The organism is Kitasatospora sp. NPDC056184 (genome assembly GCF_042268405.1).
Taxonomy (GTDB): domain Bacteria; phylum Actinomycetota; class Actinomycetes; order Streptomycetales; family Streptomycetaceae; genus Kitasatospora.
This window is the reverse complement of record NZ_JBHJUI010000017.1, coordinates 97955-115521: the sequence shown is the minus strand read 5'-3', so window position 1 is coordinate 115521 and position 17567 is coordinate 97955. Positions and strand designations below refer to the sequence as shown.

The following is a 17567-nucleotide window of genomic DNA, read 5'->3' as shown; positions in this document are numbered from 1 at the left end:
CGCGGGTTCCCCCCCTACCCGGCCGCCGTCGCGGGCTCGGTCTCCTCCGACGACGACTTCTAGTAAAAACACAAACACACCACGACAAAGCGGGGCCCCGCCCGGCCACCGCCGCGGGGGGCACCTCTGTTGCTTCAGCCGGTCGGAAACTCCCCACCCTTGACCCCAGCCACGAAGGACGCCCACGCCTCAGCATCGAACAGCACCACTGGCCCGGCAGGGTCCTTCGAGTCCCGCACCGGCACAGCATCGGCCACACCGAACGCCACCTCAACACAGTTGCTCTGAGCCCCTGAGTATGAGGATTTTCGCCAGACCAGGCCAGCCGCAGCCGGGCCCAGGAGAGCGTCAATCATCGCTGTGCTTTCCCTTCGCGATGCGCTTGATGAGCGTGGTTCTTCGCCCTGCCTCAGCGTTCACGCTGAGGCAGGGCGATCCCGTCTTCGACAACACCCTCTACCAATGAGGCCAGAAGTGGAGGTGCCCCACGTGGCTGTGGCCACGTGGGGCACCTCTCTCGTTTCAGCCGCTCGGAAACTCCCCGCCCTTGACCCCGGCCACGAAGGCCAACCAGGCATCAGCCGCGAACAGCAGCATGGGCCCACCGGGATCCTTGGAGTCACGAACAGCCATCCCAGCCGATGCGAGGCGGCCAGTCTCCACGCAATCGTTCGCCTGAGCGCTGTAGCTGCTCTTGCACCAGTTTCGAACAGCGACTTCCGGTACGGTCATTGCGCTCACACCTCTGTCTGGTCTTGTGCTCACATCTCCGTCGCGATTGCGGAGATCATATCCAGCGAGTTCGCAGGGTTCAGGGCTGATGAGCGGAGGTACTCGAAGACCAGCCCATAGCCGTCCAGCTCTGCTTGCTGCTCCATGTAGTGGCTGCTTGTCAGCGTCTCCAGGAAGACCGCCCCAGGGTTCGGGGAGTCGGTAAACCCGAACATCACGAATGCTCCGCAAGCGCCAGCCGTGGCTCCGACCTCCATTGGAACAACCTGCAAGGTGATGTTCGGAAGCTGGGCGACCTCGGCGAGATACTCCAGCTGCGCTCGCTGGATACCCCTACCTCCGACGGGGCACCTGAGCGCCGGCTCCCAGATGATCGCCCAGAATCTGGCCGGGTCTGCCCTGGAGAGAACCTCCTTCCGCTCCATCCGAATCTCAACAAGCTGATCGATGCGCTCTGGACGGACGGCAGCCGGATTGGCTTCCAGCACTGCGCGGGCGTAGTGCTCGGTCTGCAACAGGCCCGGCACCACCATGGATTGCCACGTGCGAATGTACCGGGCGTCCCCTTCGAGCCCCAAGAAGTCCGCATAGGCTGGCGGGATCGTATCGCCGTAATCGTGCCACCAACCGCGCTTCTTGCTCTCCCTGGACAACTTCTCAAGAGCTTCACGCTCTCCCCCGGCCACCCCGTACAGGTCCAGCAAGATCCCGAGATCCAGCCGACGAACCCCGGATGCCCCGGTCTCTATGCGGCTGATCTTGGCGCGGGAGCAGGCAAGGGCCTGCGCCGCATCGTCGGTTCCCTTGCCGACGGCTTCGCGTAAACGGCGAAGCTCCGATCCAAGTCGGCGGGCACGGACCGTCGGCCTCGGTTCATCAGCCATGCGCAAGTCCTCTCCCTGGCGAGCCTCAGTCTGCCTTGTGACGATTCGTCAATCCAGCGTAGCCAGAACTGCATCATTGCAGCTGTTCCGCTTGCAGGTTGCACCAGAACGAGTGCATGCTACCTACAGTTGTGAGCTGCGCCACAGAGAGTGATCTCGGCAGGCTCGCCACCGGGCATCCCCATGCCTGCTTCAGCTGCCGTCACCCAGACCGACCAGAGGTGGCTCCGCCATGCCTGAAACCGTCTCCCCCACCCCTGCCGAGCGGACCTGCTGGCTGCCCCGGCACCGCAAGTCGCCCCGCCTCGCCCGTCAGGAGCTCCGCTCCTTCCTCCTCCCCCTCCCCTCCGGCGAACTCCTCCTCCCCAGCGGCGAGCTGCTGGTCAGCGAGCTCGTCACCAACGCCGTCCAGCACGCCCGCACCCCCCGAGACCGGCTGATCTACGTCCGCTTCCACCTCTCCTCCGGCCTCACCCTCCGGATCGAAGTGCACGACGCGGACAACGAGAAGCCCGCCCTCCGCGCCGCCTCCGACTCCGACGAGGCCGGCCGGGGCCTGCTCCTCGTCCGCGAGTTGGCGACCCAGTGGGGCTGCTGCCCGCGCATCGGCGGCGTCGGCAAGTTCGTCTGGTGCCACCTCTCCCCCGACCCGGCCGCCGCGTGAGCGTCGTCCGGGCCGGGATCTCGGGCATCGTGCTGCCCACCGTCTTCCCGAGCCTCGACCACGCGCTGCCCATCCTCTGGGAGCGCGTCCGCCCGCTCCCGATCCGCGCGGCCCACCGCGACTTCATCCGCATCTGCATCGGCCCGGGCGGCGGCGACGGCATCGCCCGCTGCCTCGCCCGTGGCGGCCGCTGGAGCGTCACCCTCTACGTCGGCGAGCTCACCAACTGGACCGCCCACCCGATCACCATCACCACCTACCGGCCCTGACCTCCCTGCCCCGCACGGCCACAGCCGTGCGGGGCACCACAAAGAGGTTCAGCCGCTCGGAAACTCCCCACCCTTGACCCCGGCCAGGAACGAAGCCCAAGCCTCAGCCGCGAACTGCAAGGACGGTCCAGAGGGGTCCTTGGAGTCACGGACAACCATCGCCGCCCACCTGACCTGCGTCTCAACGCAGTTTCCGCCCTGCCCGCTGTAGGTGCTCCTACGCCACACCGTGCGTCCAGTCACGACTCGCCATCCTTTGCCCAGAGTTCAGAACTCCTGCCGCACCCGAGCCATCGTGTCGGCACTTCTCTCCCCTCCCCGCCCGGCGTTCACGCCGGGCGGGGCTGTCCGGATGAACTCGGTGGGCGCACCTGGCGGAATGTGTCCATGTGCGATCGGTTCCCGACTACGGTCCGGCCACGACCGATCGAAAGGGGATGCGCCATGGCCACCGGGGTTCTGGACTACGAGAGCGACGCGATCGTCCAGCTGATGAACATCGCGGAGGAGGACTGGACCGAGCAGGAGCTCAAGGACGCCCTCCAGCGGGCCATCATGCTGGAGCTCTCCACCATCCCGCCCTACGCCACCGCGCTCTGGTCGATCCTGAACCGGGACGACAGCGAGCCGGTGTTCCACGGCATCAAGGAGATCATCTTCGACGAGATGTCCCACTTCGGTCTCGTCTGCAACATGCTCACCAGCATCGGCGGCACCGTCACCCTCACCGACCCGCTCACCGTCCCCAAGTTCCCCGGCGAGCTGCCCGGCGGCGTCAACCCCGGGCTGGAGGTGTTCCTCAGCGGGCTGAGCCGCGAGTCGGCCGCCCTGTTCGCCGACATCGAGAAGCCCGAGCACCCGCTCGCGTTCGCCCTCGACGGCAACACCATCGGCGCCTTCTACCAGCGGATCGCCGATGTCTTCCCCAAGTTCGCGGACCTCATCCACGACCGCAACCAGGTCACCTTCCGGCTCGGGTCGGGCCACGGCGCCGGCAACGACATCATCCCGATGACCACCCTCCCCGCCATCCTCCACGCCATCGAGATCATCAAGGCCCAGGGCGAGGGCACCGCGGCCTCCCCGGAGAACCCCTTCCCCGGCAAGCCCGGCGAACTCGCCCACTACTACGCCTTCAAGGAGATCGCCGAGGGGCACCGGCTCGTCTTCAACGAGGCGACGCAGAAGTTCGAGTTCACCGGCGACCCGGTGCCGCTGCCCGACAACTCGCCGGTCGGCCGGGTCCCCCGGGGCGGCTGGGCCAACGACCCCGACAACGCTCCCGACCAGGCGACGGCCGATCTCCTGCACACGTTCAACCAGCACTACAGCGACATGCTGCACGCCCTCGAAGAGGCCTGGAGCAAGCCCTCGGGCCAGGGCGGCGGCTTCGTCGGCACGGCGATCGGCCTGATGGGCGACATGCGTGATGCCGCCCAGCAGATCAACGTCCTCAAGCTCCCCGCCAACCCCCGTTTCACCTACGGCCCGGAGTGGCTGTTCGTCACCGCCTGACGCTGCGGCCCCGCCGCCGGCTCAGCCCTTGACCGAGCCGGCGGTGAGCCCCTGGGCGAGGTAGCGCTGGAGGAACTGGTAGACCACGATCACCGGCAGCGAGGTGACCAGCGCCCCCGCCGCGAAGAGGCCGTAGTTCTGGTCCTGCTGGCCGGAGATGATCCCGTAGAGCCCGACCGCCACCGTCTTGGACTCGTTGGAGGTCAGGAAGATGCCGGCCAGGATGACGTCGTTCAGGGCGGTGGTCAGCGAGAGGATCCCGATCACCACCAGCATCGGCGCGGCCAGCGGCAGGATCAGCCGGAAGAAGATCTGCGCGTGCCCGGCCCCGTCCACCCTGGCGGCCTCGTCGATCTCCTTCGGGATGGTGTCCAGATACCCCTTCATCAGCCAGGTGTTCACCCCCATCGACCCGCCCAGGTAGACCAGGAGCAGCCCCCAGGGCGTGTCCAGGCCGATCGCCGGCAGCACGTCGCCGATCCGGGCGAACAGCAGGTAGAGCGAGACGACCGCGAGGAACTGCGGGAACATCTGCGCCAGCAGGACGGTGAGCAGCCCCACCCGCCGGCCCCGGAAGCGGAACCGGGAGAACGCGTACGCCGAGCAGACCCCGAGCAGCACGTTGAGCACGGCGAAGCTGCCGCAGATCAGCGCCGTGTTGAGCAGCCAGCGGCCGAACGGGTACTGCTCGTCGGTGAACAGCGCCGTGAAGTTGGCGAAGGAGGCGTGCTCGGGCAGCAGCGTGGAGGACTGGAGGGTGCCGAGCGGGTTGAGCGCGGCGGAGAACACGAACAGCAGCGGGAACAGCGCGAAGCAGACGGCGAGGACGGCGACCAGGTGCCGCCAGCCGAACCGGCGCAGCCATCGGGCGGTGGTGGTCATGCGTTCAGCTCCTCAAGGGCCCGGGTGCGGCGGAAGCCCACCAGGGTGATCAGGCCGACCAGCAGGAAGATGAAGATCGACAGGGCGGCGGCGAAGCCGTACTGGGCGCCCTGCCCGCCGAAGGCCACCCGGTAGGTGTAGCTGATCAGGATGTCGGTGGAGCCGGCCGCACCTCCCGCGCCGTCGAACGGGCCACCGCCGGTGAGCAGTTGGACGGCGTTGAAGTTGTTGAAGTTGAAGGCGAAGGAGGAGATCAGCACGGGCGAGGCGGCCACCAGCAGCAGCGGGAAGGTGACCGCCCGGAAGGCGGTCCACGGCCCCGCGCCGTCGATCCGCGCGGCTTCGTTCAGCTCGGCGGGCATCGACTGGAGCACCCCGGTGCAGATCAGCAGCATGTTGGGGAAGCCGAGCCACAGGCTGGTCAGGACGACCGCGAAGCGCGCGCTCCAGGTGTCGCCGAGCCAGTCGATCCGGGTGTGCAGCAGCTGGTTGAGCAGCCCGAAGTCCCGGTTGTACATGCTCTGCCAGATCAGGATCCCGATGAACGCGGGCATCGCGTACGGCAGCAGCAGCAGCGAGCGGTAGGCCCGCTGCCCGCGCAGCCGCGGGTGGTGCAGGGTGAAGGCGAGGCCGAGGCCGAGCGCGAAGGAGGCGCCGGTGGAGAGCGCGGCGAAGCCGAACGTCCAGGCGAGCACGCCGAGGAAGGGGCCGCGCACGGCCGGGCTGGTGAGCACGGCGGTGAAGTTGGCGAAGCCGACGGTGCGGTGCCAGCCGGTGGGCAGGGTCCGGCCGGAGCCGTCGTCGGCGGTGAACCGGCCGTCCTCGGCGCGGTAGACGGTGCCGGTGCGGGTGTCGGTGAGGGTGTCGGCCCGGCCGTCGTGGACCAGGGCGGGCCGGGCGGTGGTGGCCGAGGAGAGTCCCTGGCCGATCACGAAGCCGCCGTCCACCGGGACCCTCAGCTCCTTCAGCTCCTGGGCGCGGCCGTTGACCTGGCCCAGGGTGAGGATCCGCAGGCCCGGGGCGGCGGTCACCCGGCCGTCGGGCGCGGTCACCGTGCCGGCCGGGGCGGGGGCCAGGCCGCGCGCGGTGCCGGCCTCGGTCCGGCCGGTCGCCGGGTCGGTGAGCAGCAGGACGAGCGGGCCGCCGGCCTGTTCGGTGGCGACGGTGAGCGTGTACGAGGCCCCGTCGGGGACGGGCTCCACCGAGTTGTCGACCAGGGTGCGGACGGCCTGGTCCTTGGTGAGCAGGTGCCCGTCGCCGTAGTCGGTGAAGGAGACCGCGACGATGTGGAGCACGGGGTAGACCACGAAGGCCAGGAAGAGCACGGTGGCCGGCCACAGGTACTTGGCGGCGAGCCGGCGGGGCGAGAGGTAGATCCAGAAGGTGGCCGCGGTCCCGGCGGCGAGGACGCCGAGGCCGGCCCAGTGGCCGGCCCCGTAGAGCTTGGGCGCGGCGAACAGGGCGAGTGCGGCGACCCCGGACAGCAGGGCGAGCTTCACCAGGTGCGCGGTCAGGGCGCCGGCCCGGCGGGGCGGGCGTATCGGGGCGTCGGCGGGGCGGGCCGGACGCCTGCTGTCCTGAAGGGTGGGGGAGGTCATGGGGATGGTCCCTGGTCCGTCCGGGAGGGGCGCGGGGCGCCGGGGGGTGTCAGTGGCCGGCGCCGAGGGCGGCGCGGATGGCCTCGCCGGCCTGGCGCATGGTCTCGGCCGGGTCGGCGCCGGCCACGATGCTCGCCTCGGCCTGGCCGAGCGGGCCCCAGATCGCGTTCATCGCGGGGACGGTCGGCAGCGGCTGCCCGGCCTCGCCGGCGGCCGCGAAGGCACCGATGTCGGGGTCGCCGGCGCTGGCCTTGGCGAGCGCCGAGGTCAGCGCGGGCGGCTCCGGCGAGGCCTGGTAGAGCGCCAGCTGGCCCTCCTCCGAGCCGATCGCGCGCAGCAGGAACTCCTGGGCCAGCGGCTGGTTCTTCGCCTTGGCGGAGAGGTAGAACGCCTGCACGCCGATGAAGGGGCGGGCCTGCCCCTTGCCGGCCCAGCCGGGCACCGCGGAGATCGCGTACGGCAGGCCGGCCTGCTTGACCTGCCCGAGCGCCCAGGGCCCGGCCACCAGGTAGGGCGACTTGCGCCCGGTGAACAGCGAGATGGCGTTGGTGTCCACCGAGCGGTTGAACAGCCCGGTGCCCTTCTCCCCGTACTGCTTGAACAGCTCGCCGGCCGCGATCGAGCCGGGGCCGCCGACGCCGAGGTCCGCGGTGTCCCAGCCGCCGTCCGGCTTGCCGCCGAACAGGTAGCCGCCGGCCGAGGTGAACAGCGGCTGCAGGGCGTAGGCGTTGCCCTGCTGGCCGATCGGCAGCGCCAGCGGGACCTCGGCCTTCCCCGCCCGGACGGCCTCCTGGGCGGTGCCGGCCAGGTCCTCGAAGGTGGCGGGCGCGGCCGGGGCCAGGTCGGTGTTGCGGAACAGCACCAGGGTCTCGGTCGCGTACGGCAGGCCGTACTGCTGGCCGCCCTGGGCGACGGCCGCCAGGGCGGCGGGCTGGAACAGCGCCTTCTGCTGCGCGGTCAGCGGGACGGGGGCGACCGTGCCGTTCTGCACCAGGTTGCCGAGCCAGTCGGAGGCGCCGACCACGAGGTCGGGGCCCTTGCCCGCGTTGGTGGCCGTGACGTACGACTGCTGGGTGTTGACGGACTGCGGGGTGACGGTGACCTTGACGCCGTGCTCCTTGCCGAAGCGTTCGGCGAGCGGCTGCAGGGCGGCGGCCTGCTGGGTCTGGGCCCAGATCACCAGGTCGCCCTCGGCGGCGCCGAGCGGCGGGGCGGTCATCGGCCCGTCCGCGGCGGTGGTGCCGCCGGCGGGCGCGGGGCCGGCCGAGGGGGAGGTGCCGCCGCAGGCCGTGGCCAGCAGGGCGAGCAGGCCGAGGGCGGCGGTTCTGCGGGGGCTGATGATCCGGTGGCGCATGGTCCGAGACTCCTTCGTCCGGGAGGGGTGCGGGGGTGGGCCGCAGGGGGGATCGCCGGGGGGTGGGGGGGTCAGATGCCGTCCGCCGGCCGGTGCCAGCGGTCGACGGTGAGGTCGAGCCGGGTGTCGCGGTCGACCCGCAGCGGGTGCAGCACCCGCCGGCCGTCGGCGTCGACGGCGTCCAGGCCCCAGCCGCGCGAGACGCCGCCGTCGAAGCCGGTGCCGCGCGGGACGGCGATCCGCCCGCGGAACCGGCCCGGGCCGGCCGGGGCGCAGGGCAGCGGGCCGAACATCACCGGGGCGTCGTCGGGGGTTCCCGGCGGGACGGTCACGGTGACCTCCAGGACCGGGTGGGCCGGCAGCTCCGGGTCGACCGCGACCTCGGTGCTCGCGGCCAGCCCGTGCGCCCGGACGGTGACCGCCGTCCGCCCGGCGGCCAGCGGGAGCAGCCCGCCGTGCGGCGAGACGGCCGCCACCTCGGGGCGCTCGACCCGGTAGCCGGCCTCCAGCGCGGTGTAGCGCACGCCGTCGGCGCGGACCGCGACCGGGTTGACGGCGCTCCAGGTCTCCCCGGGCGCGAGCAGGATCTCCGGCTCGACGGTGAGCGAGCGCACCGGCGAGGGCGCGCCGAACAGGTGCAGCAGCGCGTGCCGGGCGCGCGGGCGCCAGGCGTTCTCGTGGTGCGGCGCGGCCGGGTCCTCGTAGTAGAGCAGGTCGGCGCCGGAGGTGTAGCCGGCCTCGTCGACCAGCCGGCCGGCCAGCTCGCGGGCGGGCCGGGCCATGATGAGCCCCTCCCGGCCGCCGATGTCCAGCCAGATCCGCCGCGGCCCGCGCCGCCGGTAGCGCTCGTGCACCACCCGCTCGCCGAGGCCGTCCGGGTCGACGTGGGCGAGGAACGGGGAGAGGACGGCGGCCAGGCCGAAGACCTCGGGGCGGCGGAAGGCGATGTGGTACGTGACCAGCCCGCCCATCGAGGAGCCCATCAGCGCGGTGTGCTCCGGACCGGTCCTGGTCCGGTAGCGGGCGTCGACGAACGGCTTGACCTCGTCGGTCAGGAAGGCCTCGTAGCGGTGGCCCTTCAGCGGGGTGCCGGGGGTGCGCCAGTACTCGGCGACGTGGGAGTACTCGACGCCCCGGTCGGCGCCGGCGTTGGGCACGGCGACCGCGATCAGCTCGGGGATCAGCCCTTCCGCGTACAGCGCCTCCAGGGTCCGGTCCACCGCCCAGGTGGGCTGCTGCCCCTGGTCGAAGACCTGCTGGCCGTCGTGCAGGTAGAGCACCGGGTAGTCGGCGTCCGGCCGGTCGTCGTAGCCGGGCGGCAGGTGGACCAGCAGGTCCCGTTCGTTGCCGAGCAGCTCGGAGCGGAAGCCGGGGACCCGCTCGATCCGGCCGCGCGGGGCGGTCCGGCCGTGCGCCCAGGTGCCGTCCTGCGGGGCGGTGCCGTCCTGCGCGGCGGCCCAGGCGGTGTCGGCGCTCATCGGGCCACCGACCAGACGTGCACGGCCGGGCCCTCGCAGGGCAGGTCGCGGCCGGGGACCAGCTGCGGCCCGCCGAGCAGGTGGGTGGCGTGCCACTCGCCCGCCACCGGCGGGTGGTCGGCCCGGCTGATCTGCACCAGGATCCGCTCCCGCTCGTCCTCCCGCTCGAACAGCAGGACGTCGCCCTCGGCGACCAGCCAGCGCAGCCCGCCGCCGGTCAGCGCGCTGTGGCTGCGGCGCAGCCGGACCAGGTCGCGGTAGGTGCGCCAGGTGTGCTGGTCCCAGGCGGACTCGTCCCAGGGGAACGGCTTGCGGCCCTCCTCCAGGCCCTCCCCCAGCACGCCGACCTCGTCGCCGGAGAACACCATGGGGATGCCGGGCAGGGTGAACAGCAGCGCCGCGCCGAGCAGTTGGCGCTCCGGACCGGCGAAGGTCCGGAACCGGGCGGTGTCATGCGAGTCCAGCAGGGTCAGGTTGTGGGCGCGGCTGCGCCAGGGCAGCGCGGCACCGAAGGCCGTCATGGTGGCGCGCACCCGGGCGGCGTCGTAGTCGGGGATCGGCCCGGGGACGGCCCAGAAGTCCTTCTGGTCGTGCTTCTCGACGAGCCAGCTCCAGACCGGCCGGGTGAAGCCCGCGTAGCTCATGGTGCCCTGCCAGCCGTCGCCGGCCAGCGCGAGCGAGGCGTCGTGCTGGTGCTCGGCGAGCAGGACGGCGTCGGGGTTGGCGGCCCGCACGGTGGCCGCGGTGGTGGTGGCGACCAGGCGGTTGAGCTCGACGTCGCCGCGCCGGCCGGCCATCTGCGCCACGTCGACCCGCCAGCCGTCCAGGTGGAAGGGCGCGCCGAGGTACCTGGCGATCACCGAGTCGGGGCCCTCGTAGAGGCGGCGGCGCAGCTCGGCCGAGCGGTGGTCGAAGGTCGGCAGGGTGCGCACGCCGAGGAAGGTCGCGTAGTCGTCCGGTCCGCCGTCGCCGAAGAAGTAGAAGCCGGCCTCGGGGCTCGCCGGGTCGGACTGCGCGGTGCGGAACCACGCGTGCTCGTCGCCGGAGTGGTTGAGGGTGATGTCGCCGATCACCTTGATGCCGCGCCGGTGCGCCTCGGCGGTGAGGGCGATCAGCGCCTCGTCGCCGCCGAGCGCCGGGTCGACCCGGTCGAAGGAGACGGCGTCGTAGCGGTGGTTGGAGCGGCCCTCGAAGAACGGGGTCAGGTAGATCACCGTGGCGCCGAGCCGCTGGATGTGGTCGATCTTGCGCACCACGCCCCAGAGGTCGCCGCCGTACATCTGCTGGAGGGCCTCGGCGTCGCCGGTGCGCAGCGGGGTGTCCCAGTCGGCCGGGCGGGCCCAGGCGGCGAGCGGGGCCTCGCCGGAGCGGTGGTAGCGGTCCGGGAAGATCTGGTAGACCACCGCGTCCGCGGCCCAGGCGGGCGGGGCGGGGTGCGCGGTGAGGCGGAAGTCGGTGGCGTCCGGCAGGTCGTGGTCGTGCAGGCCGGCGGCGGTGAGCCAGCGCCCGCCGTCCGGGGTGTGCAGCCAGAACCGGTAGTTCATCTCCGGGTTGACCATCTCCAGGGCGGCCCGCCACCAGGTGGTCCCGGTGTCGTCGACGCGGTCGACGGCGGCGGCCGTGAAGTGCGGTTCGCCGTCCGGGACGGAGCGCAGGAACACCCGCTCGACCTCCTGCCCGGCGGGCACCCGGACCAGCAGGTCGACGTGCTGCCCGAGGCGAGGGGCGAGGTCGCCGACGTACCGCGCGGACCCGTCGTGGTGCGGCTGGTGGCGGGCGGCGAGGCGGTGGCTGCTGGCCGGGTCCATGGGGCTCCTCGGGGCGGGTGGACAGGTTAACGGATGGCGGCATTCCGCTTATCGGAGCCGACGAGGGAACCGTAACGGCGATGAAACTGTTGCGCAATATGTTGCTAAGATCGTTTCATCCTGGTGCGCGGCCTGCCGCGCCGGGCTTTGTAAGATGCAGGCCGGACCAGACCGGAGGACCAATTGAGCGGCCCGTCACTGCGCGACATCGCCGCCCGGGCGGGCGTCAGCGCCGCCTCGGTGAGCAGGGTGATCAACGACCGGCCGGGCGTCTCCGACGACACCAAGGTGAAGGTCGCCGAGGCCATGCGGGAGCTCGGCTGGCAGCCCGACCAGGGCTACGACCCGCACCAGGGCGCGCTGATCGGCATCGTCGTGCCCGAACTCGACAACCCGGTCTTCCCGCTGCTCGCCTCCGCGATCGAGGTGCAGCTCGCCAAGCACGGCCTCACCGCCGTGGTCGGCACCTCCACCCGCCAGGGCACCGCCGAACTCGGCTACATCGACGTCCTGCTCCGCAAGGGCGTCTCCGGCCTGGTCCTGGTCTCCGGGCGGCACGCCAACCCGAACGCCGACCACGGCTTCTACCGGCTGCTGCACGAGCGCGGCATCCCGATGGTGCTGGTCAGCGGCCGGGTGGAGGGCCTGGCCGTCCCCACCGTCGCGACCGACGAGGCGCTCGGCGCCCGGATCGCCGTCGCCCACCTGCGCGAACTCGGCCACCGCCGGATCGGCCTGGCCGGCGGCCAGGGCTACCTGCGCCCCTCGCTCAACCGCCTGGACGGCTACCGGCGGGCGATGCGCGAACTGCTCGGCGGGGAGCCCCCCGCCGACTGGTACGCCGAGTCCGCCTACTCCATCGCCGGCGGCGCGGCGGCCGCCCGCCAGCTGCTCGACGCGGACGTCACCGCCGTGATCGCCGGCAGCGACCTGATGGCCCTCGGCGTGGTCCAGGCCGCCCGCGAGGCCGGGCGCAGCGTCCCCGGCGACCTCTCGGTGATCGGCTACGACGACTGCTACCTCGCCGCCCACAGCAACCCGCCGCTCACCACCGTCCGCCAGCCGATCGACGAGATGGGAGCCGCCGTCGCCGACGCCCTCTGGCGCCAGCTGGAGGGCCACGGCGGCCGGGCCCGGGACTACCTGTTCACCCCCGTCCTGGTCGCCCGCGACTCCACCGCCCGCGCCCGCGGCTGAGTCCGGACGCGGCGGAGGGCCGGCGGGCTGCTGCCCACCGGCCCTCCGTCAGTTCCCGGGCGGCGTCAGTCGTTCGCGACCGTCGCGTAGCGCGCGGTGCCCTCGGCCATCTGCCGCAGGGCGTCCTTGCGGTCCCGCTTCGACAGCTTGTCGATGTAGAGGAAGCCGAACAGGTGGTCGGTCTCGTGCTGCAGGCAGCGGGCGAAGAAGCCGGTGCCCTCGACCCGGATCGGGTTGCCGTCCTTGTCCTGGCCGGTCACCGCCGCGTAGTCCGGGCGGGGCAGCTCGGCGTAGGCGGTCGGCACCGACAGGCAGCCCTCGTTGCCGTCGTCCAGCACCCGCCGGCGGTCCTTGGGGAACTCCTCCAGCACCGGGTTGACCACGTGGCCGATGTGGCGCACGCCCTCGTCGTCCGGGCAGTCGTAGACGAAGACCTTCAGATCCACGCCGATCTGGTTGGCGGCCAGGCCCACGCCCTCCGCCGCGTACATCGACTGGAACATGTCGTCGATCAGCGCGGACAGCTCGCCGTCGAAGGCCGTCACGTCCTTCACCTCGCGGTGCAGCACGGGGTTGCCGTAGACGGTGATCGGGCGCGCCGTGCCCTTGGAGGGGTCCGGCTGCTCGCCGACCACCTTCGGGGTCTCGTCGTGCTCGTGCTGCTCCTGCTCCGCCATGTCTTCCGCTTCCATAGGCCTACGCGTACCGCACCAGGGTACTCAGCGGACTCAGCACACTTCTTCGAGATCCCGGTACACCCGGGTTCCCGGCGAGGCCGCGGCCCAGCGGTCCAGCAGCACCCGCACCAGGTGCGCCGGCGCGGCGATCCCGCACTCGCGCTCGGCCAGCCAGGACATCCCGCCCGCGCCGGGGCTCAGGTGGCTCAGGTGGCCGGGGTGCGCGGCGTCCCCGTCGTCGTGCGGGTCGTGGTGGGCGGTGTGGCCGTCGTCCGAGGCCATCCGGCTCTCGGAGCAGGCCCGGCACAGCAGCCGCACCGAGGACGTCCAGTCCTCCGCCGCGTAGCCCGCGTCCGCGACCAGCCGCTCCAGCGCGTCCCGGTCCGCCTCGGTCGCCGCCTGCAGCAGCACCACGTACGTCGGCACCGGGGACGGCGCCCACAGTTCGATCTCGTCGAACACCGGGTAGGCGACCCCGTCGGTGACCCGCTCGCCGTGCGGGGCGCCGTCGTGCAGCACCACCTCGCCCCAGCGTCTGCCGGAGGACGGCAGCGGGATCGACAGCACCTCGATCCGGGCCGGGTCCAGCCGGCGGCCCCACACGACCTCGGACTCGCCGTCCGGGGAGAGCCGCACCGGGGTCGTCCCGAGGTCCAGGCTGACCGGCCCCTCCTCGCGCGCGCCGGGGCCGCCGGGCAGCTTCAGCCCGTACGCCTGCCAGGCCCGGCGGGCCAGCGGCCAGTCCTGCAGCGCGGTCGCGGTGATGCCGAGGTTCCACCAGTCCGGGGCGCCCTGCTCGCGGTCCAGCAGCGCCACCGCCCGCAGCCCGGCCGCCCGGGCCTGCTCCCAGTCGCGGCGGAACTTGTGCAGCAGCGCCAGGTTGAACCAGGAGTCCGAGAGCCACGGCTCCAGGTCGGCCGCCATCACCAGCAGGGCGCCGGCGTCCTCGTACCGGCCGTCGCCGATCAACGTGAAAGCCCGGTCGGTCGTCTGCCGCCAGGTGGCGGACGGCCGGTGCCGTGCCCGGTGGAAGATCCTCACGTTCGTCCCTGCCGTCGTCGTCCGCTCGAGTCCCGCGACCGCTCCCGCGTCACGGGCCCGGTGTCCCGGGTCGGTTTTCCACGCTACGACCGCATCCAACCACGACGGCCGCCGCCCGCGCTCCCCACCGCCGGGGTTGCCCGGTTCCGTCCCGGCCCGTTTCCGGCCCCTCCCCCAGCCTGCCCGCCCGGCCCCGCCGCCTCAACCCCGGACACCCCCTCCCCGCCCCCCGACCCGGCCGGCCGGCCCCGCCCGCGGCCGCCGGGCGCCGTCAGCCGCGGACCCGCACCAGGGCGTCCACCACCCTGGCGTCGTACACCCGCCCCCGCCCCAGCCGCAGCGCCTCCAGCACCTCCAGCCGGCCCACCGCCTCCCCCACCCCGCGCCCGCGGGCCGCCGTCAGCAGGTCGTCGTGCGCGTTGGCCACCCGGATGATCCGCGCCGCCAGCGGCACCGCCCGCCCGCCGTCCGGCCCGGGGAACGGGTCGGCCAGCCGGGCGACCTGCTCGGCGACCCGCCGCGGCACCCCGGTGCGCCGGATCACCTCGCTGCCCAGCCGGGCGATCCGCCGCTGCTCCTCGTCCGGCAGCAGCGCCGTCGCCCCGCCCGGCACCGGCTCCACCAGTGACAGCTGCCCGACGTCGTGCATCAGCGCCGCGTACTCCAGCAGGGCCAGCTCCCGGGTGCCGAGCCCCAGCTCGCGGCCGACCGCGCAGGCCGTGTCGGCGACCCGGCGGGCGTGTCCCGGCGGCGTGTACCCGGCCACCTCGGTGGCCTTGGCCAGGCTGGCGATGGCCTGCCCGGTGGTGGCCCGTACCGCCGCCGCCCGCCGGAACGACACCTGGGCCAGCAGCAGCGGCGCGCAGAACAGCGGCAGCGCCCACAGCCCCACCTCCCCGGCGGCCAGGCTGACCAGCATGCCGGTGGCGGCGATCGCCGAGCCGATCCCGAACAGCGAGCGCAGCTCGTCCTCCAGCGCCGCCGGGAACCGCAGCCCGCTGCGGGCCCGGCGCAGCAGCGCCGCCAGCACCGCGTCGCAGAGCGCGGCCAGCGCGGCCACCGCCGTCAGGAACACGCCGTACGCCGGACCGTCGGCGGAGAAGCGGTCCACCACGCCGCTGTTGTAGAGCGGCTGGAACACGGCGGCCGCGAACCCGGCGCCGAGCAGCCGCCGCGCCGCGCCGTCGCACCGGGCCCGCTCGCGCCACGGCGCCGGTCCGACGGGCCCGGCGCCGGCGGGGCGGGAAGCCGCCCGGCCCGCCGCCCGCACCGCCGCGGGCAGCAGTGCCAGCAGCAGGCCCGCCCCGGTCACCGCCACCACCTGGAGCACTCCCGGTCCGGCCGGCAGCCCGCGCAGCGGCCCGAGCAGCGCGTACGCCAGCGCCCCCGCCGCCCCGATCGGCGCCTGCTCGCGGTCGCCCGGAAGAGTGATCCGCACGCACTCGCCGACGGCGATCAGCGCCGTGAACGCCAGCGCCACCCCCGGCTGGGCCGGGCCGCGCACCGCCACCGCCCCGAAGGCCGCCGCCAGCAGCGCGAGCGCCGCCCCGTGCACCGCGCGCACCGCACCGGCGCGAGCCTGCGGTGCACCCGCGCGCCCGGCGCCCGGAAGCCACCGCGCGCTCCCCGGTGAAACCTTCGCGCCCGCTCGCGCACCCCGCCGCGCGCTCACGAGGGTCCGGTCGTCGGCACGCTGCCGCCGCCCTGGACCGGCACCCCGCGCGGGGCCGCCCGGGGCGCCGGCTCGGGGACGCCGAGCGGGATGTCCGGCACCGCCTTGATGCAGTCCGGGGACGGCGGCAGCACCGGCTGCCAGTCGTGCACGGCCAGCGCGTCCACCAGCGCCCGCACCATCACCGGGTCGAACTGGCTGCCCGAGCAGCGCTCCAGCTCGGCGACCGCCTCGCCGACCGGCCGCCCGCGCCGGTAGGAGCGGGTGGAGGTCATCGAGTCGAAGGCGTCGGCGACCGAGATGATCCGGGCGAACTCGGGGATCTGCTCGCCGGCCAGCCCCGCCGGGTAGCCGCGGCCGTCCATCCGCTCGTGGTGGTGCAGGATCCCGGCGTGCGCCTCGCCCAGGAAGGCGATCCCGCGCACCAGCTCGTACCCGTGCACCGGGTGCACCTCGACGGCCCGGCGCTCCGCCTCGGTGAGGGGACCGTTTCTGCGCAGCAGCTCGGTGGCGACGCCCAGCTTGCCGACGTCGTGCAGGATGCCCGCGAACCGCAGGGTCCGCAGCCGCTCGGCCTCCATGCCCAGCTGATCGGCGATCAGCACCGCCGCCCGGCCGACCCGTTCGCTGTGGCCCCGGGTGTAGGCGTCCTTGATCTCCACCGCCTGGACCAGCGCCCGGACGGTCGCCTGGTGGGCGTCGCGCTCCCGGTGCCCCTGGGCGAACACCCAGGCCGAGATGGTCAGCGGCAGCAGGGCCAGCAGCGCCGCGAACGCGCCGTACGGCCCCTGCCACAGCACGGCCAGCATCAGCCCGCCCGCCGCGTGCACCAGCACCGGCACCCCCAGGGCGGCGGAGGCGCCGCGCAGCAGCACGGTCGGCCGCCGGCCCTCCGCCAGCACCCGCATCCCGCCCACCAGCACACCGTTGACCAGGCAGAACGCGCCGAGCGCGGCGAACGCGGGCAGCAGCGCGGCCGGGAAGCGGGAGCCGAGCAGCAGCTGCGGCCCGGCCAGCAGGTGGAACACCGCGGCGGCCGCGAAGGCGGACAGCGCGAGCTGCGCACCGTTCCACACCTGGCGCCGCCGGCCCTCCGCCTCGGCGGCACCGAGCAGCGCGGCCGGGACGGCGACCAGCCCGGCGGCGGCCGGCGGCAGCATCAGCACCCCGGCGAACAGCACCGGGAAGAAGGCGTTGACACCGGGCCGGACCGGCCTGCGGGCGCGCAGCGGCGGGCGGCGCAGCAGCAGCAGCGTCAGCCGCAGGCAGGGCGTCGCCAGGCCCTGGGCGAGCGACTCCCAGCAGGTGTGCAGGAAGGCCAGCAGCCCGACCTTCGGCCAGTCCACCGGCCCGCCCGGCCAGTGCGCCGCGGCCGCCGGGGCGGGTAACGGCAGCAGGGTCAGCAGGCAGCAGGCCGCCAGCACCGGCACGGCCACGAGGTAGCGCGCGGCGCCCGGCGGCAGGTCCGCGTCTCCACTGTCGGTAGCGATGGCGATATCGACCTCCCCGCGTGCTGGCCCGCGCCGCCCTGGCCCGTCGTCCCGGCCCGCCGCCCGCCCGGGTGCGCGCCGGAACGGCGGCGGGCGGGCGGTGGTGAGCGTCCGTCAGAGGATAGGGCGCCACTCCGGCACGGGGACGCGTGATCGCGCAATGCCGCTGCTGGCACACCGCCAACTCACTCGAACGAGTGACGGCGTCGCGCGGGCGGAGGGGACGCGGACAGCGAACGGCCCCGGGAGCATCCGCTCCCGGGGCCGCCCCGGTCCGTCGTCGGGTGTGCGCCGTCCGGCGCACCC

17 protein-coding genes are annotated in these 17567 nt (G+C 73.4%); 4 read left to right on the top strand and 13 right to left on the bottom strand.

Annotated elements, in window-relative coordinates; genetic code table 11:
* Nucleotides 1-134: 134 nt before the first annotated feature.
* The 3 genes from ACFC0B_RS28920 to ACFC0B_RS28910 form a co-directional block, all read right to left on the bottom strand.
* The gene (locus ACFC0B_RS28920) at nucleotides 135-356 is read right to left on the bottom strand and encodes a DUF397 domain-containing protein (protein ID WP_376092018.1); all 222 of its coding nucleotides are present in this window, start codon (nucleotides 354-356) and stop codon (nucleotides 135-137) included.
* A 166-nt stretch (nucleotides 357-522) separates the two neighbouring features.
* Nucleotides 523-732, bottom strand: coding sequence for a DUF397 domain-containing protein (locus ACFC0B_RS28915; protein WP_376092015.1), 210 nt, complete (start codon nucleotides 730-732; stop codon nucleotides 523-525).
* A 29-nt stretch (nucleotides 733-761) separates the two neighbouring features.
* On the bottom strand, nucleotides 762-1616 hold the full coding sequence (locus ACFC0B_RS28910) for a helix-turn-helix domain-containing protein (RefSeq protein ID WP_376092012.1): 855 nt from the start codon (nucleotides 1614-1616) through the stop codon (nucleotides 762-764).
* A 232-nt stretch (nucleotides 1617-1848) separates the two neighbouring features.
* Here ACFC0B_RS28910 and ACFC0B_RS28905 point away from each other — a divergent pair, with 232 nt between their 5' ends.
* On the top strand, nucleotides 1849-2280 hold the full coding sequence (locus ACFC0B_RS28905; RefSeq protein ID WP_376092009.1) for an ATP-binding protein: 432 nt from the start codon (nucleotides 1849-1851) through the stop codon (nucleotides 2278-2280).
* On the top strand, nucleotides 2277-2549 hold the full coding sequence (locus ACFC0B_RS28900) for a hypothetical protein (RefSeq protein WP_376092006.1): 273 nt from the start codon (nucleotides 2277-2279) through the stop codon (nucleotides 2547-2549). Before ACFC0B_RS28905 ends, ACFC0B_RS28900 begins: the two co-directional genes overlap by 4 nt.
* A 48-nt stretch (nucleotides 2550-2597) precedes the next feature.
* On the opposite strand, the gene ACFC0B_RS28895 is transcribed toward ACFC0B_RS28900, so the two are convergent.
* The gene (locus ACFC0B_RS28895; RefSeq protein WP_376092173.1) at nucleotides 2598-2777 is read right to left on the bottom strand and encodes a DUF397 domain-containing protein; all 180 of its coding nucleotides are present in this window, start codon (nucleotides 2775-2777) and stop codon (nucleotides 2598-2600) included.
* Nucleotides 2778-2993: 216 nt separating this feature from the next.
* On the opposite strand from ACFC0B_RS28895, the gene ACFC0B_RS28890 reads away from it, so the two are divergent.
* Entirely contained in the window at nucleotides 2994-4064 is a 1071-nt protein-coding gene (locus ACFC0B_RS28890; RefSeq protein ID WP_376092004.1) for a ferritin-like protein, read from the top strand.
* 21 nt (nucleotides 4065-4085) lie between these two features.
* Here the strand turns inward: ACFC0B_RS28890 and ACFC0B_RS28885 are convergent, their stop codons facing one another.
* The 5 genes from ACFC0B_RS28885 to ACFC0B_RS28865 all read right to left on the bottom strand — a co-directional run bounded on the left by ACFC0B_RS28885 (nucleotide 4086) and on the right by ACFC0B_RS28865 (nucleotide 11184).
* The gene (locus ACFC0B_RS28885; protein WP_376092001.1) at nucleotides 4086-4946 is read right to left on the bottom strand and encodes a sugar ABC transporter permease; all 861 of its coding nucleotides are present in this window, start codon (nucleotides 4944-4946) and stop codon (nucleotides 4086-4088) included.
* Nucleotides 4943-6544 carry an ABC transporter permease subunit gene (locus ACFC0B_RS28880; protein ID WP_376091998.1) on the bottom strand — a complete coding sequence of 534 codons (1602 nt, stop codon included), beginning with the start codon at nucleotides 6542-6544 and terminating at the stop codon, nucleotides 4943-4945. The genes ACFC0B_RS28885 and ACFC0B_RS28880 overlap by 4 nt, the downstream gene beginning before the upstream one ends.
* Before the next feature lie 49 nt (nucleotides 6545-6593).
* Nucleotides 6594-7898: an extracellular solute-binding protein gene (locus tag ACFC0B_RS28875; RefSeq protein ID WP_376091995.1), complete on the bottom strand. Its 1305-nt coding sequence runs from the start codon at nucleotides 7896-7898 to the stop codon at nucleotides 6594-6596.
* Nucleotides 7899-7969: 71 nt separating this feature from the next.
* On the bottom strand, nucleotides 7970-9376 hold the full coding sequence (locus ACFC0B_RS28870) for an alpha/beta hydrolase (RefSeq protein WP_376091992.1): 1407 nt from the start codon (nucleotides 9374-9376) through the stop codon (nucleotides 7970-7972).
* Nucleotides 9373-11184 (bottom strand): glycoside hydrolase family 13 protein, encoded by a 1812-nt coding sequence (locus ACFC0B_RS28865; protein WP_376091989.1) that lies wholly within the window; start codon nucleotides 11182-11184, stop codon nucleotides 9373-9375. Before ACFC0B_RS28865 ends, ACFC0B_RS28870 begins: the two co-directional genes overlap by 4 nt.
* Before the next feature lie 183 nt (nucleotides 11185-11367).
* Between ACFC0B_RS28865 and ACFC0B_RS28860 the strand changes: the two genes are divergently transcribed.
* Nucleotides 11368-12381 (top strand): LacI family DNA-binding transcriptional regulator, encoded by a 1014-nt coding sequence (locus tag ACFC0B_RS28860; RefSeq protein WP_376091986.1) that lies wholly within the window; start codon nucleotides 11368-11370, stop codon nucleotides 12379-12381.
* Between the two features lie 65 nt (nucleotides 12382-12446).
* Here ACFC0B_RS28860 and def read toward each other — a convergent pair whose 3' ends face one another.
* The 4 genes from def to ACFC0B_RS28840 all read right to left on the bottom strand — a co-directional run bounded on the left by def (nucleotide 12447) and on the right by ACFC0B_RS28840 (nucleotide 17201).
* Nucleotides 12447-13058: a peptide deformylase gene (gene def, locus ACFC0B_RS28855; protein WP_376091983.1), complete on the bottom strand. Its 612-nt coding sequence runs from the start codon at nucleotides 13056-13058 to the stop codon at nucleotides 12447-12449.
* 51 nt (nucleotides 13059-13109) lie between these two features.
* Nucleotides 13110-14099: a hypothetical protein gene (locus ACFC0B_RS28850; RefSeq protein WP_350549846.1), complete on the bottom strand. Its 990-nt coding sequence runs from the start codon at nucleotides 14097-14099 to the stop codon at nucleotides 13110-13112.
* 271 nt (nucleotides 14100-14370) lie between these two features.
* Nucleotides 14371-15663 (bottom strand): HD-GYP domain-containing protein, encoded by a 1293-nt coding sequence (locus ACFC0B_RS28845; protein ID WP_376091980.1) that lies wholly within the window; start codon nucleotides 15661-15663, stop codon nucleotides 14371-14373.
* A gap of 104 nt (nucleotides 15664-15767) precedes the next feature.
* Nucleotides 15768-17201, bottom strand: coding sequence for an HD-GYP domain-containing protein (locus tag ACFC0B_RS28840; RefSeq protein WP_376091977.1), 1434 nt, complete (start codon nucleotides 17199-17201; stop codon nucleotides 15768-15770).
* Between the last annotated feature and the right edge of the window lie 366 nt (nucleotides 17202-17567).

Coding starts and splice junctions, on each gene's coding strand:
- ACFC0B_RS28920 (WP_376092018.1), bottom strand. CDS start 356: ATGATTGACGCTCTCCTGGGCCCGGCTGCGGCTGGCCTGGTCTGGCGA.
- ACFC0B_RS28890 (WP_376092004.1), top strand. CDS start 2,994: ATGGCCACCGGGGTTCTGGACTACGAGAGCGACGCGATCGTCCAGCTG.
- ACFC0B_RS28910 (WP_376092012.1), bottom strand. CDS start 1,616: ATGGCTGATGAACCGAGGCCGACGGTCCGTGCCCGCCGACTTGGATCG.
- ACFC0B_RS28885 (WP_376092001.1), bottom strand. CDS start 4,946: ATGACCACCACCGCCCGATGGCTGCGCCGGTTCGGCTGGCGGCACCTG.
- ACFC0B_RS28875 (WP_376091995.1), bottom strand. CDS start 7,898: ATGCGCCACCGGATCATCAGCCCCCGCAGAACCGCCGCCCTCGGCCTG.
- ACFC0B_RS28870 (WP_376091992.1), bottom strand. CDS start 9,376: ATGAGCGCCGACACCGCCTGGGCCGCCGCGCAGGACGGCACCGCCCCG.
- ACFC0B_RS28905 (WP_376092009.1), top strand. CDS start 1,849: ATGCCTGAAACCGTCTCCCCCACCCCTGCCGAGCGGACCTGCTGGCTG.
- ACFC0B_RS28865 (WP_376091989.1), bottom strand. CDS start 11,184: ATGGACCCGGCCAGCAGCCACCGCCTCGCCGCCCGCCACCAGCCGCAC.
- ACFC0B_RS28880 (WP_376091998.1), bottom strand. CDS start 6,544: ATGACCTCCCCCACCCTTCAGGACAGCAGGCGTCCGGCCCGCCCCGCC.
- def (WP_376091983.1), bottom strand. CDS start 13,058: ATGGCGGAGCAGGAGCAGCACGAGCACGACGAGACCCCGAAGGTGGTC.
- ACFC0B_RS28915 (WP_376092015.1), bottom strand. CDS start 732: ATGACCGTACCGGAAGTCGCTGTTCGAAACTGGTGCAAGAGCAGCTAC.